Source organism: Pseudoalteromonas sp. NJ631 (assembly GCF_000276645.1).
In the GTDB taxonomy this organism is placed as follows: domain Bacteria; phylum Pseudomonadota; class Gammaproteobacteria; order Enterobacterales; family Alteromonadaceae; genus Pseudoalteromonas; species Pseudoalteromonas piscicida.
Map to the genome: position 1 here is coordinate 104648 of NZ_AKXJ01000009.1, position 22808 is coordinate 127455.

Genomic DNA, 22808 nt, shown 5'->3' on the forward strand with positions numbered 1-22808 from the left:
AGATTGATTAGTCTTTGTTTTTATTATTTTCGGTTGATTTATAAGAATGTCTGACTGATTCAGCCGCATCTTGTAACTCTTGAACGGATTGCTTGAGTTCGGGGGCCAAATCTTGCATTCCCTGTTGTTCCGCTTTCTTCAAGTTATTATGTAGCTCGTGAACACGTAATTCTTCACTCACTTCAGCCTTGACTGAATTGGCGACAGATTTTACCGTTTTTATCCATCTTGCTACGGTGCGGATTGCAACGGGAAGACGTTCAGGGCCAAGTACAATTAGGCCAACGATAAGAACGACCACTAACTCCCACATACCCATGCTGAATTACACCTTATCTTTTTCTTTCTCTGATACCGGTTGTGCTTGCTCAGTTGTTGTATTTTTTAACTTTTCAGGCTCAGCGTCAGTCGCAGTTTGCTCATCCGATACCGCCTTTTTAAAGCCTTTAACTGCACCACCCAAATCACTACCAATACCGCGTAGTTTTTTAGTTCCAAATAACAAAACAATGATGGCTAAAATAATAAGTAATTGCCAAATACTGATCCCACCGAATCCCATAATAACTCCATTGATACTTACTGCTTATGAATAATGATTATACGCCTAGCGAGCAAAAAATCACCCTGTTTTACGCCATGCGCCAATAAATACTAGCACGGCAATAATCGCAAGTAGGCTACTTGCGACAGGCTTGTCAAAAATAAAGCTCAATCCCGATATAATTGCAAAACTGCTCGCTGCTAAGCCCAATAATAGAGGCTTAGTCGCAGTATCTGCTTTTTGTGTGACAGCTGGAGGGGGGCGGCGCTTAAGATTTTGGTAAATCAAATCTGGCAGTTCAGGCATTTTTTCAGCCCAAAATGGTAAATTCGCATATAGCTTTTTCGCCACCGCGAGAGGGCCAACTTGTTCTTGCACCCAATGCTCTAAAAAAGGTTTGGCCGTTTTCCACAGGTCTAACTGCGGATAAAGTTGGCGCCCTAGGCCTTCTACATACAGCAGGGTTTTTTGCAATAATACTAGCTGTGGTTGCACTTCCATGTTGAACCGTCTTGCCGTATTAAACAAATTTACTAGCACATGACCAAAAGAGATTTCTGCAAGCGGTTTGTTAAAAATGGGTTCGCATACAGTGCGAATGGCAAACTCAAACTCTTCTACGCAGGTATCTGCAGGAACCCAACCAGAATCCACATGAAGTTGCGCTACTTGGCGGTAATCACGATTAAAAAAGGCGATAAAGTTTTCGGCCAAATAGCGTTTATCTTCGCGGTTTAAGGTGCCGACTATGCCGCAATCTATACCAATATACTTAGGATTATGAGGATTTTCACGAGAGACAAAAATATTGCCAGGATGCATATCTGCGTGGAAAAAACTGTCACGGAATACCTGTGTGAAAAAGACTTCCACGCCGCGCTCGGCCAGCAATTTCATATTGGTGCCTTGTGCTAACAAGGCTTCGGTGTCTGAAACCGGAATACCGTAGATGCGTTCCATCACCAGCACGTTTTTACGTGAATAATCACTATATACCTCAGGGATATACAGTGAATCTGAGTCTTCAAAGTTGCGTCTGAGTTGAATTGCGTTCGCGCCTTCTCGCATCAAGTCTAGCTCGTCGAGTAAGGTTTTTTTGTATTCCCTAACAACTTCCACTGGGCGCAGGCGTTTTCCTTCGCTGAGTAAGTTGACAACGATTTTAGCGAAACGCTCCATTAAAGAGAGGTCTGCATGGATTTGTTTCTCGATATCGGGACGAATAACTTTGATCACGACATCTTTTAACTCATCTTTGTGTTGTAGCTTGGCTGCATGTACTTGCGCTATCGAGGCTGAAGCTAGCGGTTTTGATTCAAATTCAGCAAAGTATTCATGAATATTGTCGATTTCTAGTGCTTGCTCAATGAGCTTTTGTGCCATCGCGGGGTCAAATGGTTGAACTTGATCCTGCAAAAATGCAAGTTCTTCAGCAATATCTGGTGGTAGTAAATCTCGACGGGTTGAAAGCATCTGGCCGAACTTGATCCACACCGGCCCCAAAGTTTGTAATGCCAGACGTAGGCGTGTGCCTACTGGTTTGTCTTTATGTTTGTTGCGTAGCCAAAACAAACTCGCTCGAGCGAGTTTACCGTACCAAGGCTGCTTATGCGCAGGGACGATTTCGTCTAAACCATAGGTTAAAAATGTTTTGGTGATCTGATGCAAGCGAAGTAAAGACAACCTAATTTCCTTTGTTTTGCTGAAGTAATGCGCTGAGGCGTTGATTTAAGCTTTCGACTTGATTGTTTAATGTTCTCACTTGCTGCTTAAACTGTTGAAACTCGAGCGGGTGAGGCGCAACCTTCAACTCATCTTGAAATAACCCAGTTAGGGTTGCCTTGGCTACCTGTCCATCTTGCTTTGCGCGATGCGCCAACTTATGAAAAGCATCTACGGCAACTTGTGCGGGCCCATCACCGACATATTTGGCGAGGTGTTCCGCCCAATCAATATCAAGTGTTGCTAATGCATTACTATATAGTTGTGCGAGCGCCAAATCCCCTTCAAGGTCGAGCTTATCTTGACGGATAAGCGCAGTGAGTTGGCTTGGATCTTTGAGCTCAAGCAAGGTTGGTAAATCGGCACTAATTGAACAATCGGCTTCGCCATCAAAAGGACATAAAACGTGAATGTTAATGCCTGTGTAAGTCACAGCTAAACAAGTATTTTGATCTCGAATATCAACACTGAGCACTTTGTGTTGGCCTTTACTTAGCACATGCTTTAGCTCAGGCGAGAGTTTAAGGCCTTTGTTTAAAGCCGTCTCAAGTACGGCGCCAAGTAATGAAGCTAACACAGCAACTCCTAGAATTTAAAGCCGCGATGAAGGGCGACGATGCCTCCGGTCATATTTTGGTAGTCAGTTTGTTCAAAACCGGCTTCATCCATCATGGATTTTAGCGTTTCTTGATCTGGGTGCATGCGAATAGATTCTGCAAGGTAGCGATAAGACTCACTGTCATTTGCAACTAATTTGCCCATTGCAGGTAATAGTGTAAATGAATACATATCATACAGCTTTGCCAGCGCCTCGTTATCGGTCTTTGAAAATTCAAGTACCAGTAAGCGTCCACCTGGCTTTAGTACTCTGTACATTGAGCGCAATGCTTTATCTTTATCAGTTACGTTACGTAAACCAAAGGCAATAGTGATGACATCAAAAGTATTATCGTCAAATGGCAGCATTTCTGCGTTCATTTGAACGTATTCAATATTGCCAACAAGTCCCGAATCGCGTAATTTTTCGCGGCCTACTTTAAGCATTGAGTCGTTAATATCACCTAAAACAACTTGTCCTTTATCACCAACTAATTCGCTAAATCTTGCGGTTAAATCACCCGTACCGCCAGCAAGATCAAGTACTTTGTGACCAGCGCGTACACCAGAGCAGGCAATAGTTTGACGCTTCCACAAACGATGGATACCGAATGACATCAGATCATTCATGATGTCGTATTTTGCAGCTACAGAATGAAATACGTCTGCAACCATAGAGGCTTTTTTGTCGGTCTCGACTGTTTTGTATCCAAAGTGGGTAGTATTGTCTTGTGACTCTTTCATGTGGGTTCCATCATTACTCTGCAACTATGCTTGCTAGTGTACTTGATTGGTAGCCGTAGGTGCAATTTCTTATCCGTGTTGTATTGTTGAAAATGCAAACAAAAGAGGATATTGCAGATCAGTGACTAATATAACAGTGTTGGCCGAGAGAATGTGCCTTCTGCGCAGCATAACCTGCACGTTTAGCCAACACGTTAAAGTCTTGCTCTGGTGCAAGTTGGGCTATCCCAAGAGCCAGAGACACATTAGGTAATGGAATTTTCCCTTTCGCGCTGACAAACTTTAATCGTTCAACACCTTTACGCACTTTTTCCGCGATAACATTCGCGGTATCTAAGTCTACATCGGCAAGGATAACCGTGAATTCTTTTTTACCTGTGCGACCAGGTAAGCCACTTTCAACGACATAACGTTTGATATTATTGGCGATACGATTAAGCACAACTTCACCTACAACATCACCAAACCGCGTTGAAAACTCTTCAAGGTTATCAACTTGGATAGAAAGCGCGCAGACAGATTTTTGCTGTGATTGCCATAGGGACACTTTTTGATGAAGATAGTGACGCTTATAAAGACCCGTTTGTGGGTCTAATAAATGTTGTTTACGTAAGTCGAGTAGTAATTTTTGATTACGTTCATAATCTAAACGCGATTTTATTAACGCTTGTTTAAATTGTTTGTGCTGTTTTAGCAATAGCTCAGTTTGTTTAGTGAGTGTTGATAGTGCGCGCTTACTCTTTTGAATGTTGTGTTCATCTAAATTATGCACACATTGACTGACTTGTTGGGCAAAGCGAATAACCTGCTTTTGTGAGGTTTCTGCATTTTCGTGTAATTCAGTCACCAAAGAATCAACGCCTTCAAGTAATTCAGATTGTGTCTTTTGACCTTGATCTAAAAATTGGTAGTAGAGTTGTTCAATGAATACGCAGTCTATTTTTGTGTGCGCTTTGATGGCTTTGTTGATGGCACAGTCAAGATCTTTGTTCGTGGCGCTAATATGGGTATAAGCAACCTGATAATTTAAAGGCGTGGGCGGCAAATGATGTTGCTCTAAAAACAGGCACACCTGTGTCATTTTTTCTTGGGCAACAGCCATGGGATCATGGAACATCATTTCATTTACCACAACAATTAATTATCAAACGTTAATGAACTACCACCAGCTCCTTCGGTGTAACTCTTGTCCTAATTGCACTAGACCTACATTAATCTGTATCGTCCGAATTTAAAAGTAAAAAATTTGTCTTTGAAATAGAAAATTTACATTTTTTTGTTGAATTGCTGATTTTCTCATCAATTTTTACTAGGTTGGGTAAATTGTATTCGATCTGAGATATTCGTGATTCTATCGAATTAAGTTGCATCTGTTACGGGACTCTCCTACTTTGACTAGCAGAAAGTTCATTTCATCATAAAAAAGCTCAGGACGATGGATAATCATTATCTTTTGGCTATTTTACCGCGAACTGAGTAACAACAAAGTATTGAGGAAGTCAGCGTGTTATCACCAAAATTAAAGCTGTGGACTAAGCGTTCAAGCGTCGCCGTTTATTTAACTGTCGCCCTATCTGGTTGTGTTATTACCGGAAGTGACAATAACGCTGAGTTTACTCAAATAGCTGGCAGCGTTATGAAATTTAGAAGTGATAACAACGCCTATGGTCGCAGTGATACAAAAGCAGAGTTTCTACTACCAAACCTCAGCGCAGAAAAGTTGGCGACCACAAATCAGCAGCGCCTACAGTTTTTGGCACAGCTCGATAATATCGACACTTCAGCGCTAAGTGAGGAAAACCAAATCAATCTCACGATATTGCGTGCACAAGTGCAGAATAACGTAGATGAATATAGGTTTCATAGCCATTATATGCCGCTCACTTCGGAATACGGTTTTCATTCCGGTCTGTCTTTTATGATCTCGAGTCATGACTTTAAGAAACGTGCTGGTTACGAGCTATATTTGGCACGTTTGCAGCAAGTTCCTCGTTATTTCAAGCAAAATATCGACTGGATGAAAGAAGGCATGGCAATTGGTCTGACTCAGCCGCAAGCTGTGCTTGAAGGTTATGAAAGTTCTATTGAAGCTTATATCGTTGATGATGTGACAAAATCCGAGTTTTATGGCCCGTTTACACAAAACCAAGCGGGTTTACCTGATGCCGAATTTAAAGCACTGCAACAGCGTGCCAAAAAAATTATTAAAGGGGATGTGATCGCAGCATATCAAGATTACCTTAATTTCTTTGTCAATGAGTATCGTCCAGCGGCTAGGACCGAAATTGGAATTTCTTCTACACCAAATGGTGAAGCGTTTTATGCGAACCGAGCGAAATACTATACCACCACGAATATGACGCCTAAGGAGATCCACGAGCTTGGTCTTAAAGAGGTGGCTCGGATCCGTGCGGAGATGGAAAGAATTATTAAAAAAGTAGGCTTTAAGGGATCTTTTGCCGACTTTGTGCAGTTCTTAAGAACCGATCCACAGTTTTATGCTAAAACCCCCGAAGCGTTACTTAAAGAAGCTGCATATATAGCAAAGAAGATGGATGCTCAGCTACCTAAGCTATTCCATACATTACCAAGAAAGCCATACGGTGTCGCCCCAGTGCCTGCTAGCATTGCGCCTAAATACACGACTGGGCGTTATTCGGGTGCACGTAGCGATACTGACGCAGGCTATTATTGGGTAAATACTTACGCGTTGGATAAGCGCCCGTTATATGTGTTAGAAGCATTGACTCTACATGAGGCCGTGCCTGGCCACCACTTGCAGATCTCCTTGAATGCTGAGCTTGATTATCTACCGGAATATCGTCGTAATGAATACATTTCAGCCTTTGGTGAAGGGTGGGGGTTATACTCAGAGTTTTTGGGTATCGAAGCGGGGTTCTATCAAGATCCTTACAGTGACTTTGGTCGTTTAACCTACGAGATGTGGCGAGCGGCTCGTTTGGTTGTAGACACCGGCATGCATATGTTTGGCTGGAGTCGCGAGCGAGCGATGAACTTTATGAAAGACAACACAGCCTTGTCCCTACATAATGTTAAAACGGAAACTGACCGTTATATCTCGTGGCCGGCTCAAGCACTGTCATACAAAATCGGTGAGCTAACCATTAAGCGCCTACGTCGCAAAGCGGAAAAAGCACTTGGCGATCAATTTGATATCCGTGAGTTCCACCATCAAATCTTACGTCATGGCTCTGTGCCATTATTCGTGCTTGAAGAGCAAATCGACAAATATATTGAAACCACCATGAATCAAGCGCGTAAGTAATCGAGATTATCCATTTAATAAAAAAGCCCAAAGTAAAGACGTTGGGCTTTTTTATTTTATTAGCCTAAGCTAGTTTAGTTTACAAAACTAATAATTAGCTGATACACATCATCTGTCGTTCGGCATTTATTGGCATTAATGATGAGCTGTTCACCTAAGTGTAGTGCTCGCTGTTGTACCGCTAAGCGCGCGTCTTCATCTTCAATCGCATCTATGTCTGCAACATGCGCGAGACCAATGGTGCGGCGGATCAATTCGCACCCACAATAACCAACCGCGTCTTGCAATACCTTAGTGAGGAAGTATTCCGCGTAGCCTTCTGCTTGCAACGATAGGTCGCGTGTTTGTGTTTTCGCCAGTTCAAGCCAAGTTACATAGAAGTTAGATAGAGTGGTGGCGATACTATCGAGTAAATACACCTGCATATTTCGACGCTTTGGCAGAGCGTTAATGCGAGCATGTTGGGCACAGTAGTTGAGCAATAAATTGCCGATAAATGAGCCTAAGTCAAAGCCTATTGGGCCAAAAAAGCCAAACTCTGGATCGATTAGCTTAGTGTGCTCGGCGTCGACGAAAATACTGCCTGTATGGACATCACCGTGAAGTAAGGTTTCCGGTGCATTGAGAAATTGGGCTTTGAGCTTTGCCACTTCAACTAATAACGTCTTATTTTTTCTCAGCATTTCCACAGACGATTGCAACGCCTCTGGGAAGTTGTTTCTTTCAGCATCGCGGTATGGGTCGTCAAAGAATAAATCTTCTGTGATTGAGCACAGTTCGGGATTAGTAAACTCGGTGACTAGGGCTTTCTTTTCACTCGGTGTTAAGTAAAAACTTGAGTGGTAAAAGCTGGTTTTTGCTAGATAATTTGCGACGTCTTTACTGAGTCTTGCAAAAGTGTTCGCTTGGTTTAATTCACCGCGTAAAATGCGTAGATGACCAAGATCTTCCAGCACAGTTAGTGCTAACTCCGTATTATGGTGCAACACTTTTGCTGTGGTATCTGGGCAGATCTCACCATGGCGCTGTAATACACTGGCTTCAATTCTGGCTCTGTCTAATGTAAGCGGCCAGCTCTCACCCACACATCGAGCATAAGGCAAAGCTTGCTTGACGATGATGCTATTTTCTTGCGTATCTTGCACGCGGAAAACCAAATTCAGATTGCCATCACCAAACTCATAACAAGATAAGGTTGCATCTTTATCAAAGAAGCTTCCTAAATTAGTAATGTAATCAATAACTTTTTCTGCATCAAATTCAATGTAGCTCGACATGTTTCTGCACCTTGTGGATATTTGCTATTAGCATTCTATATTTTTAAATGTTTAGATGTCTATACTTCTTTAGATCTTGATGTAAAATATCATTAGTACACTTTGAAAGAGCGGGATGTCATGAAAACCTTAATTGCACGTAGTCTTAAATACGAATCGGGCGTGGTACAGGTATTGGATCAATACTTACTGCCACATCAACAGGTGTGGCATGAATGCCGCGACGTTGCGACGATGAGCGAGCTAATTCTGACACTTAAGGTTCGTGGTGCTCCGCTTATTGGTTTAGCGGCCAGTTTATTAATTGGTTATCTTGCCGAACAGGGAGAAGATAAAGACACCATTGCTCGCTCGATAGATGAACTTGAAGCAACGCGCCCTACAGCGGTGAATTTAATGCACTGCATGGCGAGATTGCGTGAAGCGTTACAAGCGAATGATTGGCAACAACAAGTGATCACAACCGCTGAACAGTTATTTGAAGAAGACACTGCGTTATGCGACCGTATGGCAAACATAGGCGCGGAGCTTGTGAATGCGGGAGACAACATTCTTACTCACTGCAATACTGGTGCGCTGGCAACGGCAGGTGTAGGCACCGCACTCGGCGTAATTCATCATGCTGCAAAACAACATGGTGACATTCATGTTTGGGTTGATGAGACTAGACCACTGTTGCAAGGTGGTAGGCTTACCGCGTTTGAACTAGATGCATGGCAAATCCCATACACGCTAATTTGTGACAATATGGCTGCGAGTTTAATGGCGGCGGGTAAAGTCGATAAAATCTTTGTAGGGGCAGATAGGATTGCGGCAAACGGTGATTTTGCCAATAAAGTCGGCACTTATAATCTAGCGGTGTTAGCTCATTTCCATAATATTCCTTTTTATGTGGTCGCCCCAATCACAACTTTAGATAGCAGCTGTCCAAATGGCGCAGCCATTCCAATTGAACAACGCGCCAAAAGCGAAGTAACAGGTGTCAGTGGTAGTTTTGGTGATTGCCAATGGGCACCCAACAATGCCGAGGTATATAACCCGGCATTTGATGTTACGCCAGCGAGTTTGATCACCGGATGGGTGTTGGATACGGGGTTGTTTACGGGTGATGAGGTTGCCCTAGGTGTATTTTCACAAAGTTAAACATTTGTAATTGTTTTAACTACTCGTAAATCCAAAATCTTGTTAAACTGTACCCATTTTGTGCTTCGATATAAATGGAGAAAGTAAAACAGGATGAAGAAGTTTATTGCTCTGATGTTGTTGGCTTTAGCTGCTAATGCATTCGCTAAACAGGAAATACCGCTAGAGTCTTTTAGTAAAGGTAGTGAGTTTTCTGATGTGAAGATATCACCTAACGGAGAATATCTTAGTTTTATCACTAAAAGAGAAGGTAAAAACACATTAGGTTTTTTACAACTTGATAAATTCAAACTGATTCATGCCGTGCGATTCAATGACAATGCTCAAATCGGCCGCTATGAATGGGTGAATGATGATCGCGTGGTATTAGAAAAGGAATATATAAGAGGTTGGAAAGATCACCCTGAGTTTCATGGCGAGTTATTCGGCGTAAATGTAGATGGAAGCCGTGGTAAGTATTTGGTGGGTTACCAAGGTGAGGGACAAACGGGGTCTCGTTTGCGCAAAGCTACCCCGCTGTATGGTACATCTTATATTCTTGACCCTTTGGTCAATGACGAAAACAAGATGTTGATTGTGACCTATCCTTGGACAGGCTCGAAAGAGCCTACTACACGAGTTTACGAGGTTAACGTTCATACTGGTGTCAGGCGCAAAGTAACGAATTCTCCAAGAAAAATGGGGCGCTTTTTGACCGATCACCAAGGAGAGGTTCGCGCCGTTGTGTCTGAGGATGATGATGGCAATTCATTAGTTTTCATCCGTGAAGAAGCAGACTCAAAATGGGCAGAGCTCACATTAGAAAACAACTTAGATGATTTCTGGATGCATGGATTCGATAAAACTGGAACGTCAGTTTATCTTTCAGCATCGACGGCTGGTGAGCCCATGGCTTTCTATAAATTAGGCTTAGCAAGCAAAAAACTCACTCATGTTTTTCAAGATAAAGTGGTTGATCCAACAAAAGTATGGATAGATCCGATTGATAAATCCCCTTTCGCTATTGAACTAGACCCCGGATATCCTACCTATGCATTTATTGATGAAAGTGCTGATTGGAGTCAACGCCTAAAGTCTCTGATAGCCTCGATCCCTGGAAATCAAATACGTATTGTAAGTAGTACGAGAGATGGTGGACAAGTGGTTGTATTCGCAAGCAGCGATACCAATCCTGGGGATTATTACCTTTATGATAGTAAAGCCAACAAGATGAAATATCTTGCGTCTGCAAGAGGCTGGATTAAACCAAATCAAATGTCTACAGTCGAGCCTGTTAAATTCGCAAGCCGTGATGGACTCACTATTCATGGATATCTAACAACACCAATAAACGCAGAAAAGAAAAACCTTCCTTTGATTGTTATGCCTCATGGTGGACCTCATGGACCAAGAGATTATTGGCAGTTTGACCCTGAAGTACAAATGCTTGCGAGCAGAGGAATGGCTGTGTTACAAGTTAACTTTAGAGGATCCGGTGGTTATGGAGATGCATTTGAAGTACTTGGCTACCAAAAGTGGGGCAAGGAAATTCAATATGACATCATCGATGGAACCCGTGACTTAATCTCTAAAGGTATCGTCGATAAAAAGCGGATTTGTATTATGGGGGCTAGTTTTGGTGGCTATTCTGCATTGCAAAGCGCAATATTAGAACCCGACTTATTCCAATGCGCAGTCGGTGTGGTTGGTGTATACGATTTACCACTGATGTTTGAAGAAGGTGATGTTGCTCAGCGTAGCTCTGGGGTCGCATATTTAGAACGTGTACTTGGTACCGATGAGAAGCAGTTAAAAGCATTTTCTCCAAGCTATAATGTCGATAAGCTTAAGGTTCCTGTCCTTATCGTACATGGTGGTGAGGACCAAAGAGCGCCAATTGAACAAGCGGAATCTTTAATTGATGCACTGAAAAAGGCTGATAAACCTTATCAGTATTACTTACTTGAAGATGAAGGGCATGGTTTCTATAAACCGGAACATCGTCTGAAATACTTTAAGAAAGTGCTCGCATTCCTAGAAGAACCTCTGCAGTTATAATTTGCATTAAAGAGCAGGGTGAGCGCCACCCTGAACTTTGTAATTTAAAGTTTTATTAGCGGCAGTTTTGTTGCTGAATATTGCAGTATACTTTTTAGTACCCTCTGGTATTAAATCTAATCAGATTAACTATTTTATCTGATTGCAAGTAAGTAACGCCTCTATGGTAATGACTTGGTACTAATCACGTTGAATTTGCGTGCTAATAGCCTACTATTGGCGCGCAAATGCATTTTGCTTACCGCTTTTTTCGTGAAGTAGTCACAAAATCTTCATTTTATTTTTGGGGACAAGCTGTTCTACTATGGGGACTTTGAAGTAAGGAAAGTCGCTAATGAAGGGATGGTTCATTATTGGTGTGGTTGTACTGGCCTTATGCAGTTGCCACTCTATTCACCCGCAAAAAACCTACATCCATATAGTTGCAAGTTGTCCCCCTCAGGTGTTTGAACAATTGTTTATCGATACGACAGATAGCTTAGTTATATCGCCCTCTGAGGCCGAAATTCCAATCGGCATGCACACAAATACTCTGCTTTTTTCACCACTGACCATGTCGTGGGATGTGGTGGATAAGCTTTTGGTTGAGTTGGACGACGCTGGGTTTAAGTTTCAAGCAGATTTTTTCGGTAAATATAATCACGCTTATCGTGATAACCATATCGGTGTGTATTTTGTTGAAGGTTGTGAGTCTAACATGAGTAAGCAAGCACTCACAGCGCTTCGTTAACACTGTGAGTATTCAGACTTGGATTAATCAAGTAATGGAAACTGTTTTGCAATTTCAGAGTCCGTGCTTTTTGCAACCCAACCCTCTTGATTATTGAATAGGCGAATGGCGGTAAATTCTGGATCGCTACCCATATCGAACCAATGAGGCGTATTTTCTGGTACTGAGATTAGGTCACCTTGCTGACATAGAACTTGGTAAACCTTATCGTTTAAGTGTAAGCAGAATAGCCCTTGTCCTTTAACAAAAAAACGCACTTCATCTTCGCTATGAGTATGTTCAAAAAGAAATTTTTGTCGCAACTCTGAGGCACTTGGGTTGCCCTTTGCAAGTGAAATCACGTCGACAGTTTGATAACCGCCTTGCGCCTTTAATCTTTCAATATCGCTTTGGTAGGCATTAATAATGTCGCCTTGTGATATTTCAGCTGTGATATCGGTGTTAGCCTGCCATTGTTCAAAGCGTACGCCTAGCTCTGCGAGCAAAGATGCGATGATGTTTGCGTCTTGCTCTTGTTGTAAAGCTTGGCTTGGATTCTGTACCTGGTAGATAGTCAGTTGACTCATGAAAATGCCCCTTCATCAAAATGCTCAAAGCTTGATATAACTGGATGTTCAGGTGATGTTGCTTGTGCATCTCTAAACAGCTGTAATGTGTGCATACCAGCGGCCTTTGCTGCGTCTAGCTCGGCAACAATATCGCTTAAAAAGAGGATTTGCTCTGCTTCGTACGGTAGGGCTGCAATAATATTCTGATACGCAGAAACTTCCTGCTTAGCACCCACTTTAGTGTCAAAGTAGTCGCTAAATAGCGGGCGAATATCACCATAGTCTGAGTAGGCAAAAAGCAGCTGCTGCGCTTTCACTGAACCCGAGGAATACACGTAGAGATTGCGACCATCCGCTTTTTGTTGTGTTAAAAACTGGTAGGCATCTTCATATAAATGTCCAGTAAAATCGCCGTTTGTATAGCCAAACTGCCAAACAAGACCCTGTAGCTGTTTTAATGGCGTGATTTTTTTATCAGCGGCGATCCACTCAAGTAGCGCGGCAATCACGGTATCAATATCAGCACTATCATTATCCAATTCTGCTCTGACAGCACTAATTTGCTCGGCAACGGCGGCGTCATGTTGATGGTCGCGAATAAATTGCGGTAAATGCGCAGCGGCATACGGGAATAGTATCTCTTTAACAAATGAGATACGGGTAATTGTCCCTTCAATATCTGTTAAAATGGCTTTGATCATTGGCGCCCCTCCAATTTGATGCGTTCTAATTCGCAGGCAAATAAAAACTCTAAGCCCTCAATATGACGACGAGTTTCTTGCACTGTACGGCCCACTGCATATAACCCGTGACCTCGGATCAATACACCGTGTATAACCGGTGTAGTTTGATGAGATTGCGCCACGCGCTGTGCTAGCCGCTCTATATCCTGATCGTTATCAAAAATAGCAATGGATAAGGTTTCTTCATGCGATTGAATGCCAGACAGTGACTTTTGCATTTCATAACCACAGATCTGAAATTGCTCGCCTTGAATAAATCGCGATAACACAGTCGCAGCAACGGAATGAGTGTGTAATATACACTGTGCACCCACGCATAATTCATATAATTTTAGGTGCAATGCAGTTTCGGCTGAAGGCTTGCCACTACCGGCAATGATGGTGCCTGTGGAGTCTAATTCCAGAAATTGTTCTGGTGTTAATTTACCTTTATCAAAGCCGCTGGCCGTGACAACAAAGCCAGAGTCTGTTTTGATAGAGAAATTACCACCAGTCGCGGGAACCCAGCCTTGCTGAGCAACCCAAGCTCCTGCGTCGATAAGCGCAAGTTTTGCGGCTTGTGTGTGCATAGTTAACACCTATAAATTAAATGCGTTTGGACGGCTATACATCTATTTTGAGCAATGATAGCATCCACTCACGATTAGCACCATAAGAAAGAGAGTGTTGCAGTGAAAAGTAAGTTACCTCAGGTTGGAATTAGTATCTTTAGCCAAATGACGGCATTAGCGAACGAGCATGGTGCGATCAACTTATCGCAAGGCTTTCCGGAGTTTGATGCGCCTGATTACCTAAAATCGCAACTTAGCCACTATGTTGGCGAAGGTCAAAACCAGTATTCGCCTTCTGCCGGCGTACCGAGCTTGCAAGCACAAGTTGCGGCATTAATTGAACGTTGTTATCAGGTGAGTGTTTCAGGACAAGAACAGATCACGGTGACCTCGGGTGCAACGGAAGCACTCTTCGTGGCAATTCAGGCAATAGTATCTGAAGGGGATGAAGTTATTGTATTCGATCCGGCTTACGACTCTTATGAACCTGCAATTGAACTTGCTGGCGGGAAAGCTGTGCATATTGCATTGACTGCGCCGCATTACCAAATTGATTGGCAACAAGTCGCAGCGAGTATCAACCCAAATACCCGTGCTATTATCATCAATACACCGCATAACCCGTCGGCTAAAACGCTGAAGCCGTCAGATTTAGAGCAACTGAAACAGCTGCTCAATCAGCATGACTTGTTATTGATCAGTGATGAAGTATACGAGCATATTACCTTTGATGGTTTGCCCCATCTGAGCGCATTAACTGATTCAGCATTGTTTGAGCGTGCGTTTGTGATCTCTAGTTTTGGTAAAACCTTTCATAGTACAGGCTGGAAAATGGGTTACTGTGTAGCGCCAAAGCAAATGACTGCTGAATTTAGAAAGATCCATCAATATGTAACGTTTTCAAGCTTCACTCCGGCACAACTTGCATTGGCTGATATGCTTGCTGAACACCCTGAGCACGTTGATGAGCTGAGTGGATTTTATCAACAAAAACGCGATGTTCTGGTTAAGGCGTTAGCGTCAAGCCGATTTACGCTATTACCAAGTGAAGGGACTTATTTTTTGCTTTTGGATTACAGTGAAATTTCTGATCTTGATGATGTTGCCTTTTGTCGCTATCTGGTGGAAGAGGTTGGCGTTGCGGCAGTGCCACTTAGCGTTTTTTACCAACGAGCACCTGAAGACAAGGTCATTCGATTATGCTTTGCTAAGGAAAACCAGACATTAGAAGAGGCTGCAAAACGCTTATGTCAACTTTAACCGTTACCCTTGTTCAAACAGATATCCAGTGGCTTTCACCTGAGGACAACTTTACCCATATTGAACGTTTGCTAGAAAATGTCGAGCCAAGCGATTTAATTTTGCTACCAGAAACATTTGCTACCGGCTTCGCCGTAAAAGAGCCGGATGCTGAGCGCTATGCTGATGCAGCCATCGAGTTTTTACAGCAATGTGCTCAGCGCTTTCAGGCTGTTGTAGCGGGCAGCGTACTGGTTCCGCAAGGAGATAAAAAGGCCAACCGTATGGTGTGGTGCCAGCCGGATGGAAAGATACTTCATTATGACAAAAGACACTTATTCTGTTTGGGTAATGAGGGCGATTTTGTCGTTGCAGGTGAGCACCGTGAAGTGTTCGAATTAAAAGGCATTCAATTCCTACCGCAGATCTGCTATGACTTACGTTTCCCAGTATTTCAGCGTAATCAGAACGATTATGAGGTTATGATTAATATTGCAAACTGGCCAGCGGCACGCCGAAATCATTGGGATACTTTACTGGCTGCTCGTGCAATCGAGAATCAGTGCTTTGTGCTCGCGGTAAATCGCGTAGGTGAAGATGGGTATGGCACTGCGCATAATGGTGGTACTAAAGCGATTGACTTCAATGGTAATAGTATTGTTACGGCAGCAGATGACCAAGCAGAAGTTATTACCGTAAAGCTAAAACTGAGCGACTTGCAGCAGTATAAAGCTAAATTTCCTGCTCATCTCGATGCGGATAAATTTACGCTGGCATAATACACATTGGTACATGCATAGTATGCCCAACTAAAAAGCTTAGTTGGGCATGCTCTAACTCGAAGCTCAACAGGTTCTAAGATGCATTATATTGATGCACAAGCAATTCACCTTCTCTACCCGTAGCACTATAGTCATTCTTTGATAAACGGAAATAGCTCAACTGGGTACGCATTTCATGGGCTTGCTCAGCCATCTGTCTGGCCGCAGCCATTGTTTCTTCGGTAATTGCAGAGTTTTCTTGAATAAGATCCGTTAGCCTCTGTACTACCAAATCTACTTCTTTAATGGCTTGTTGTTGCATTGAAGTCGACTCATTGATTTTAATAATGTTGTTATTTACATCACTCACGGCACCAACGATTTGTTGCAGCTTTTCACCGGAACTATTGGCAAGTTCAGTCCCTTGCTCTACCTTTTGATTACTGTTTGAGATAATTTCTTTGATTTGCTTTGCAGAAGCGGCACTACGCCCTGCCAGCTCTCGTACTTCGTTTGCAACGACTGCAAAGCCGCGACCATTTTCTCCCGCTCGTGCCGCTTCAACGGCAGCATTTAGTGCCAGCAGGTTGGTTTGAAACGCAAGTCCATCAATCACCGATACAATCTCATTAATGTCTTTACTGGCTTTGTTCACTTCAATTATTGCGGCTACGGTTTGGGCAGATAAACTGCCTCCTTCTTTGGCTATGTTTTCTGCGTTTGTTGCCAGTCCTACGGCATCACCAGATTGGTTTGAAACCTTAGTGAGTTCGTCCAACATATTGCCGGTGCTGGCACTGGCTTCTTCTAAGTTTGCTGCTTGTTCCTCTGTGCGTTGGCTGATTTCGGTGTTACTCGCCGCTATTTCACCGGCACTTTGAGCAACATAATTTGCTGCGGCTTGGATCCCTTCGATTACACTGGTGAGTTTTTTAATTGTGGTATTGGTGTCATTCTGAAGAGACTTAAACACGCCAAAATATTCCCCCTTTACTTGATTACTTAAGTCACCTTGAGCAACGTTAGCCAACACACTGCTGACTTCGGAGATAGCCCCAGAGACCTGTAAGGTCGAGTCATTTACACTCTCTTTAAGTTGTTGCAGTTGACCTTGTAGTGGCAACTCTATTTTTTGACTAAAGTCTCCTTCGGACATTGCGCCCATTACGCTGCCGAGTTCTTCAATGACTTGATTGAGGTTCTCGACCGAGCGGTTAATGTCACCTTTGAGATTATCGAGCTGGCCAGACATCGCAGATTGAATGGTGCGGTCAAATCGACCATGGCTAATAGCCATCATGACCGTAGAGATTTCCGAGATAGCAACATCAACGGCGGTCACAGAAGCATTGATATTATCTTTAAGTTGCGCGAGCTGACCCGTTGCAGCTACGTCCACTTGTTGTTTAAAGTCGCCGTTGCTGACGCCAGCCATCACAGTGCCTATTTCTTTCATTACTCTGTCTAGGTTTGCCATGCTGGAGTTGATATCTTGTTTTAAGGTATCTAATTGGCCTGCGAGTGGAGCATCGAGTTGCGCAGAAAAGTCGCCTTGGCGTAGTGCAGACATAATTGTGCTGATACCGTCAATCGCACTACTAAGGCTGCGTACGGAATTATTTACCGAATCTTTGAGCTGCGCTAACTTGCCTTTAGCGGGTACGGTGACTTGTTCCTTAAAGTTACCTTGCTCAATATTGGTCATCACATGAACAATACCGTTCATAGTCGAATTAATCGATGCCAAAGAATCGTTAATATTATTTTTGAGCTTTTCTAAATCGCCTGACATGGGGGCATTAAGTTTGGTATCGAAGCGACCATTTGCCATATCAATGGAAATTTCATTCAGCTCAGAAATCGCTCGACTTAACGTATTGGCACAGTGGTTAGTGGCTTCTTTTAGGGTTTCTAGCTCGCCCCGGCACGGTACTTTGATGCGGTCGTCAAACTTGCCCGAGGCCATTTGATTCATGACGCGATTAGCCTCTGTAATAGAAAGCTGTAAGGCATCCAGTAGTGAATTAAATGCCTGTGCACTGTTGCCTATTTCATCATGACTACGAATGGGCGCTCGCAATGAAAAGTTGCCTTCCTGTTCAACTGATTTCATGGTTTCTACCAACTCGTGAACAGGTTTGGTAAGCGTTTTTGAGAACCAGTAGGCGACGATCAGTACTAATACTATAGTGACCGCTAAAATAATCATCAGGTATTGAGAGAGCGAGGTGATAGAAGCAAATGCTTCCGCTTCGTCAATTTCGGCAAGCAGTGCCCAACGGGTATTAAAAACTTCCACTGGTGTATAGGCAGATAACACGGCTTCGCCGTTGTAGTCTTCTATAACCTTTTGTCCAGATTGATTATTTAATGCTTGAGAGACTGCAAGCGTGGCTACCTTGCCGCGTTCAGGGTATCGAAATGAATTCACCACGGAATGATGTTGTGGATCTAAGAATGAGTCTGAACGCATCAAACCCTCGGGGCCGACGAGGTAGGTTTCACCACTTTCTCCTAAGCCTTCACGCTCGGTCATAATGGCATTGATGGCATCAATAGATAGCTGTGCAGCTACAATTGCAACGGTTTGGCCATTCACCACGATAGGTTTGGCGATAAAACTAGCGGGTGCATTATAGGAGGGGAGATATTGTTTGTAGTCTGCGAAAGCGCTGATTGTCGGATCCGTTGAGTCCTTCAGTTCTCGATAAAGAGAAGCTAGATTACTATTGGCATAGGGACCCGATTCCAGTGACGTAGCAAAATCAACCTCTTTAAATACAGAATAGACAACATTTCCATTACTTGGATCGATGATAAAGATATCGTAAAACTCATAAATGTCGGCGATATTGAGCATATATGGATGGTAACTGCGGTGAGCAAGGTCATAACTATCTAAGTGACCGGTTTCAATAAATTTGTACTTTTCACCAACAGGGTAGGGGTTGCTTGCTAAGTAACGTGTTTGCAGCGCAAGCCCAGACTCTGAAATGTTACCAATTAGCCTTGCTGTGCTCGTATCTTCGGGGTTTTCTTGATTGAATTTAGGTACGAACACTTCATCATAAAATCGCGATAATTTGGCATAGTTAATATCGGCCTGAGCGCTAGGAAAGCTGCTAATAAACTCTTGTGCAATCACAGGAAGTAATGGGTTTGCTGTAAAGGCATCGAGTTTATCCTCAACGGTCTTGAAGTAACGATTAACCGCGCTTTTTTTGATCTCACTAACGGCACCAAGTTGTGAATATATTTGCGCTGTCATGGCATTCGATGCGGTATTAAGTGCGATGGAAATAATTACTATCAACGGCACGAGCGCGACGATTAGAAATGCAAAAATCAGCTTTTTAGTTAAATTAAGAGAGTTAAAAAATTGCGAAAACCCAGACATAACCTAATTCCCTGTTGCTATGGAAGTACCTATAACAGCATAGAACAGTATTGATTAAGATCTAGACAAAAAAATAAAAAACCCGGCTATCTAGATAGCCGGGCTTGTAAACTTAACGTTTCACGCTTCAATCGTTCTATGTATTAGTGTTTCCAATGATAGGTATGGGCTTTTTCTTCCATATACTCAGCAGTTGCTGGGTGCATTTGGGTTTGCGCGCCATTTTCGAAGAAGAAAGGCTGACGTTTATTGTCATAGTTGCCGATTTCATTCATGGTTGCCGCATCGTAGACACGGCCATTGATCACGGTGTAGGCAACTTTCTCTGAATCACGGATGTTAGACAGCACATCACCATCGATGATGGCAAGATCGGCGAGTTTTCCTTGTTCGATCGTACCAAGGTCACGGTCCATACCTAGATATCTTGCGCCGTCGATTGTACCGCTGCGAAGCGCCTGCCAAGGTGTAAAGCCGCCTTGTGCCATAGACCATAACTCCCAATGTGCGGCTAGACCTTCACGCTGGCCGTGAGCACCAATGTGCACAGTCACACCCTTATCGCGAAGCTGTTTTGCGGTTTTGGCGACATTGATATGGTTATAGTGACGTTCAGGTGCTTTGCTTGGACGAATTGATCTTGGCTTTACCACATACTCAGGAACGAAGCTCATTAAGCGCTCGTTTTCCCACACATTCGTGTGTTGATACCAGTATTCTTCGCCAGAGATACCGCCATAGGCAACAACAAAAGTTGGCGTAAAGCCAACGTTTGTTTGTCCCCACATTTGTTCGATATCAGAGTAAATATTCGGGATCGGCAGGGCATGTTCAACACCGGTATGACCATCGACTATCATGTTCATGTTGTGTTGAAATTTTGAACCACCTTCAGGCACAACCATGATTTCCATGTTCTTCGCCGCTTCCAATACTTGCTGACGTGTCTCACGGCGAGGGTGGTTGTAACTCTTCACTGAAATAGCGCCAGCGTCTTTTAGGCGTTTAACGTGGAACTCTGCGTCTTCAAGGTTACTGATTGGTGTTTTATAACCCGGCGCGTGGCCAGCATATAAAATACGTCCAACAGAATAGGTACGTGGCGCGACCGTTAAACCCGTTCTTTGTAGTTCTGCCATAGAAAATACCTCGGCAGAGTTATTTGATGGATCATGGATAGTCGTTACACCAAAGCTAAGATTAGAATACTGATTCCAGTTTTGCTGTGGCTGTAGGTTATAGCTACCGTAACTGCCATGAGCGTGGGCATCAATAAGGCCTGGGATCACGGTTTTACCGCTAATATCCATTACTTTTGCTGTGCTAGGAACGTCTAGTTCACCTTGCTTACCGACTGCAACGATGCGATTCTCTTTGATTAGGATCACTCCATTGTCGATGATTTCTTGTTCGTTCTCAGCGTTACGCATGGTCACTACTTTACCGCCAACTAGCGCAATCATACCTTCAGGCTTATCTGCTTTTTGCTCAAAACTCAAGTCGATGCCATCAGCGGTTAGCTCGTCGGTGTTGTCAGATGCACCATCGACGAAAGCGAAAGTGTCAGTCAGTTTGCGCTGATAAAGTGTGGGACCAAATGCCCAAGTTAGCGCGCTGCTGTCTGCTTTCCAATTTAGGAAATCACCAGAGTACTTTGACACTTGCTTAACTGGGAAAGCTTTCTCACCCTTGTTAATGGATAAGGTTTTACCTGTACTGGTAAAAGGTGCAACAAACGTATTGAAATGCTCGATAAACGCAACGTATTGACCATTTGGAGAGACTTTAAAGTCAAAGACGTAATCACCTTTGAAATGGCTACGTTCTTCTTGACCATTGAGGTTAACACTTTTCAGTTCGCGATGTGTTTCATCACTCATGGTGGAGAAGTAAATGCGCTCAGAGTCTGCTCCAAAGTGCGGATTGTCACCGCTTTTAATAATGCGTTTTGCTTCACCGCCGTTAGCATTAACTAGATAAATACCTGGATGCATTGACCAGTCACCGCTTAGCAAGTAGCCACCGGTTACCTTTTTAAATAGTACGTTTTTACCATTTGGTGAAAAGCTTGGTGAGATATAGTGACCAGGTTCTTGGGTGAGCACTTTACCTTTACCACCGTTTGCAGATACAACACGTATTGCGCCTAAGTCTTTATCACTCCATGTTGTGTAAACAATAGACTTGCCATCGCGAGAATAGCTTGGGTAGAACTCAAAGTGGTCGGTTTGCTTAGTGAGGCGTTTTACTTTGCCTGACGCAATGTCTTTTACGTAAAGGTAGCCAAGCGCTTGGAATAGTGCAGTTTCACCATCAGGAGAAATTTGAGACCAGCGTGCAAGTTTGACTTTAAAGGTGTCAGGCGCGACATCTACCGCAAAGCGTAGTGCCGGTGTGATTTGTTTTTCAGCGACAACGCGAGTAGGGATGACGTTGACCTCGTGCGATGCAATATTAACGCGGTTGAATACCCCTTTCGCCCAAAAAACGAGAGATTTACCATCTGGCGTGTAAGCAAAAGAAGGTGTGTTACCATGTGCGCCATTGGCTTCTTGTAAGTCGCGATCAAGGCCAGCATAAACACGAGTTTCGACGCCTGAGTGTAGATCTTTAATATATAAAGCACCGATCATTTCATTGCCGTTATCTTCGCGTTTAACAAACGCAATAGATTTACCATCAGGACTGATGGTTGGGCGAATAGCACCGCCAGCACCACGGATCACGGTCTCTTCTTCACCGGTTGCTAAATCCCAACTACGAATTTCGAAAACAGCATCGAGCGAGTTTTTGTTATATTCCCAGCGCACACCAGAGGTCGCATCAACTGAGTAATAGATTTTCTTGCCATCGTGAGAAAAAGCGGGTTCTGCAACGTTCTTTTGCGATTTTGCACCATGTAGACGCTCACGGACCAGCACGCCTTTACCACCGCTGATGTGATACATACGAATAGAGCCACCTGGGATGGTACGCCCCGTTACTTGACCTTGCTTAACTGCAATGTATTGACCATCAGGCGACCATGCAGGGTTGTGAACAATGTTATTCACTTCTTTTGACACCTGACGCAGGTTTTGGCCATCTACGTCCATCACCCACAGGTTATCGCCACCTGCGCGGTCAGAGATAAATGCGATGTGTTTACCATCAGGCGAAAACTTAGGTTGAATATTCCAGCCCATGTCGGATGTTAGGGCTGTTGCTTTACCACCGCCAATTGGCATGATGTAAAGGTCGCCAAGCATATCAAAGACGATGCTTTTACCATCAGGGCTAACATCTAAGTTACTCCATGTGGTTTCGTTGGTATCGATGGTGATGGTTTGCTTTTCACCTGGTGGGTTGAGCACATCCCAGCCTTTGGTTGACTTCTCTTCTGTTTGCGTGGCTGTCACGGCATCATCAGCGCTGGCTGGCTGAGCCAAACCAATTACAGCAGCACCAATAGCAATGGCTAATGGTGATTTAAAAAATGACATAGATGTT

The 22808-nt window shown here is 43.4% G+C and carries 18 protein-coding genes; 6 read left to right on the forward strand and 12 right to left on the reverse strand.

The genetic code is table 11. The features are described 5' to 3' along the window. Nucleotides 1-7: 7 nt before the first annotated feature. The 6 genes from tatB to A587_RS0115505 all read right to left on the reverse strand — a co-directional run bounded on the left by tatB (nucleotide 8) and on the right by A587_RS0115505 (nucleotide 4727). Entirely contained in the window at nucleotides 8-319 is a 312-nt protein-coding gene (gene tatB, locus A587_RS0115480) for a Sec-independent protein translocase protein TatB (RefSeq protein WP_010376473.1), read from the reverse strand. Between the two features lie 6 nt (nucleotides 320-325). Continuing rightward, on the reverse strand, nucleotides 326-562 hold the full coding sequence (gene tatA / locus A587_RS0115485; protein ID WP_017218334.1) for a Sec-independent protein translocase subunit TatA: 237 nt from the start codon (nucleotides 560-562) through the stop codon (nucleotides 326-328). A gap of 60 nt (nucleotides 563-622) precedes the next feature. Then, nucleotides 623-2227: a ubiquinone biosynthesis regulatory protein kinase UbiB gene (gene ubiB, locus A587_RS0115490; protein ID WP_017218335.1), complete on the reverse strand. Its 1605-nt coding sequence runs from the start codon at nucleotides 2225-2227 to the stop codon at nucleotides 623-625. A 1-nt stretch (nucleotide 2228) separates the two neighbouring features. Beyond that, nucleotides 2229-2843 (reverse strand): ubiquinone biosynthesis accessory factor UbiJ, encoded by a 615-nt coding sequence (locus tag A587_RS0115495; RefSeq protein ID WP_017218336.1) that lies wholly within the window; start codon nucleotides 2841-2843, stop codon nucleotides 2229-2231. 8 nt (nucleotides 2844-2851) lie between these two features. Beyond that, nucleotides 2852-3607: a bifunctional demethylmenaquinone methyltransferase/2-methoxy-6-polyprenyl-1,4-benzoquinol methylase UbiE gene (ubiE, locus tag A587_RS0115500; protein ID WP_010376465.1), complete on the reverse strand. Its 756-nt coding sequence runs from the start codon at nucleotides 3605-3607 to the stop codon at nucleotides 2852-2854. A gap of 118 nt (nucleotides 3608-3725) precedes the next feature. Continuing rightward, the gene (locus A587_RS0115505) at nucleotides 3726-4727 is read right to left on the reverse strand and encodes a GGDEF domain-containing protein (RefSeq protein ID WP_017218337.1); all 1002 of its coding nucleotides are present in this window, start codon (nucleotides 4725-4727) and stop codon (nucleotides 3726-3728) included. Between the two features lie 384 nt (nucleotides 4728-5111). Here A587_RS0115505 and A587_RS0115510 point away from each other — a divergent pair, with 384 nt between their 5' ends. Then, on the forward strand, nucleotides 5112-6893 hold the full coding sequence (locus tag A587_RS0115510; RefSeq protein WP_017218338.1) for a DUF885 domain-containing protein: 1782 nt from the start codon (nucleotides 5112-5114) through the stop codon (nucleotides 6891-6893). Nucleotides 6894-6967: 74 nt separating this feature from the next. Here A587_RS0115510 and mtnK read toward each other — a convergent pair whose 3' ends face one another. Next, the gene (gene mtnK, locus A587_RS0115515; protein ID WP_017218339.1) at nucleotides 6968-8170 is read right to left on the reverse strand and encodes an S-methyl-5-thioribose kinase; all 1203 of its coding nucleotides are present in this window, start codon (nucleotides 8168-8170) and stop codon (nucleotides 6968-6970) included. A 120-nt stretch (nucleotides 8171-8290) separates the two neighbouring features. Here mtnK and mtnA point away from each other — a divergent pair, with 120 nt between their 5' ends. From mtnA to A587_RS0115530, 3 genes are all read left to right on the forward strand, one after another. Then, nucleotides 8291-9313 (forward strand): S-methyl-5-thioribose-1-phosphate isomerase, encoded by a 1023-nt coding sequence (mtnA, locus tag A587_RS0115520; protein ID WP_017218340.1) that lies wholly within the window; start codon nucleotides 8291-8293, stop codon nucleotides 9311-9313. A gap of 93 nt (nucleotides 9314-9406) precedes the next feature. Next, complete coding sequence (locus tag A587_RS0115525; protein ID WP_017218341.1) at nucleotides 9407-11350, forward strand: alpha/beta hydrolase family protein; 1944 nt, start codon at nucleotides 9407-9409, stop codon at nucleotides 11348-11350. A 334-nt stretch (nucleotides 11351-11684) separates the two neighbouring features. Next, a complete protein-coding gene (locus A587_RS0115530) occupies nucleotides 11685-12080 on the forward strand; it encodes a hypothetical protein (protein ID WP_017218342.1) in 396 nt (131 codons plus the stop codon). A gap of 23 nt (nucleotides 12081-12103) precedes the next feature. On the opposite strand, the gene A587_RS0115535 is transcribed toward A587_RS0115530, so the two are convergent. Genes A587_RS0115535 through A587_RS0115545 form a run of 3 tightly spaced genes read right to left on the reverse strand, consistent with a single transcriptional unit; the run spans nucleotide 12104 to nucleotide 13940 of the window. Further along, on the reverse strand, nucleotides 12104-12646 hold the full coding sequence (locus A587_RS0115535; protein WP_017218343.1) for a 1,2-dihydroxy-3-keto-5-methylthiopentene dioxygenase: 543 nt from the start codon (nucleotides 12644-12646) through the stop codon (nucleotides 12104-12106). Next, nucleotides 12643-13329, reverse strand: a complete 687-nt coding sequence (mtnC, locus tag A587_RS0115540) for an acireductone synthase (protein ID WP_017218344.1) — start codon at nucleotides 13327-13329, stop codon at nucleotides 12643-12645. Before mtnC ends, A587_RS0115535 begins: the two co-directional genes overlap by 4 nt. Further along, a complete protein-coding gene (locus tag A587_RS0115545) occupies nucleotides 13326-13940 on the reverse strand; it encodes a methylthioribulose 1-phosphate dehydratase (protein ID WP_017218345.1) in 615 nt (204 codons plus the stop codon). Before A587_RS0115545 ends, mtnC begins: the two co-directional genes overlap by 4 nt. Before the next feature lie 102 nt (nucleotides 13941-14042). Here A587_RS0115545 and A587_RS0115550 point away from each other — a divergent pair, with 102 nt between their 5' ends. Next, nucleotides 14043-15182 carry a methionine aminotransferase gene (locus A587_RS0115550; protein ID WP_017218346.1) on the forward strand — a complete coding sequence of 380 codons (1140 nt, stop codon included), beginning with the start codon at nucleotides 14043-14045 and terminating at the stop codon, nucleotides 15180-15182. Continuing rightward, nucleotides 15170-15940, forward strand: a complete 771-nt coding sequence (locus tag A587_RS0115555; protein WP_017218347.1) for an amidohydrolase — start codon at nucleotides 15170-15172, stop codon at nucleotides 15938-15940. Before A587_RS0115550 ends, A587_RS0115555 begins: the two co-directional genes overlap by 13 nt. Nucleotides 15941-16016: 76 nt before the next feature. On the opposite strand, the gene A587_RS0115560 is transcribed toward A587_RS0115555, so the two are convergent. Both A587_RS0115560 and A587_RS0115565 read right to left on the reverse strand, forming a co-directional pair. Beyond that, the gene (locus A587_RS0115560; RefSeq protein WP_017218348.1) at nucleotides 16017-19319 is read right to left on the reverse strand and encodes a methyl-accepting chemotaxis protein; all 3303 of its coding nucleotides are present in this window, start codon (nucleotides 19317-19319) and stop codon (nucleotides 16017-16019) included. Between the two features lie 143 nt (nucleotides 19320-19462). Next, complete coding sequence (locus A587_RS0115565; RefSeq protein ID WP_017218349.1) at nucleotides 19463-22801, reverse strand: amidohydrolase family protein; 3339 nt, start codon at nucleotides 22799-22801, stop codon at nucleotides 19463-19465. Between the last annotated feature and the right edge of the window lie 7 nt (nucleotides 22802-22808).

Excerpts from the sequence above, each read along its gene's own strand:
- tatB (WP_010376473.1), bottom strand. The coding sequence starts at position 319 with ATGGGTATGTGGGAGTTAGTGGTCGTTCTTATCGTTGGCCTAATTGTA.
- tatA (WP_017218334.1), bottom strand. The coding sequence starts at position 562 with ATGGGATTCGGTGGGATCAGTATTTGGCAATTACTTATTATTTTAGCC.
- ubiE (WP_010376465.1), bottom strand. The coding sequence starts at position 3,607 with ATGAAAGAGTCACAAGACAATACTACCCACTTTGGATACAAAACAGTC.
- A587_RS0115505 (WP_017218337.1), bottom strand. The coding sequence starts at position 4,727 with ATGATGTTCCATGATCCCATGGCTGTTGCCCAAGAAAAAATGACACAG.
- mtnK (WP_017218339.1), bottom strand. The coding sequence starts at position 8,170 with ATGTCGAGCTACATTGAATTTGATGCAGAAAAAGTTATTGATTACATT.
- mtnA (WP_017218340.1), top strand. The coding sequence starts at position 8,291 with ATGAAAACCTTAATTGCACGTAGTCTTAAATACGAATCGGGCGTGGTA.
- A587_RS0115525 (WP_017218341.1), top strand. The coding sequence starts at position 9,407 with ATGAAGAAGTTTATTGCTCTGATGTTGTTGGCTTTAGCTGCTAATGCA.
- A587_RS0115530 (WP_017218342.1), top strand. The coding sequence starts at position 11,685 with ATGAAGGGATGGTTCATTATTGGTGTGGTTGTACTGGCCTTATGCAGT.
- A587_RS0115535 (WP_017218343.1), bottom strand. The coding sequence starts at position 12,646 with ATGAGTCAACTGACTATCTACCAGGTACAGAATCCAAGCCAAGCTTTA.
- mtnC (WP_017218344.1), bottom strand. The coding sequence starts at position 13,329 with ATGATCAAAGCCATTTTAACAGATATTGAAGGGACAATTACCCGTATC.
- A587_RS0115545 (WP_017218345.1), bottom strand. The coding sequence starts at position 13,940 with ATGCACACACAAGCCGCAAAACTTGCGCTTATCGACGCAGGAGCTTGG.
- A587_RS0115555 (WP_017218347.1), top strand. The coding sequence starts at position 15,170 with ATGTCAACTTTAACCGTTACCCTTGTTCAAACAGATATCCAGTGGCTT.
- A587_RS0115560 (WP_017218348.1), bottom strand. The coding sequence starts at position 19,319 with ATGTCTGGGTTTTCGCAATTTTTTAACTCTCTTAATTTAACTAAAAAG.
- A587_RS0115565 (WP_017218349.1), bottom strand. The coding sequence starts at position 22,801 with ATGTCATTTTTTAAATCACCATTAGCCATTGCTATTGGTGCTGCTGTA.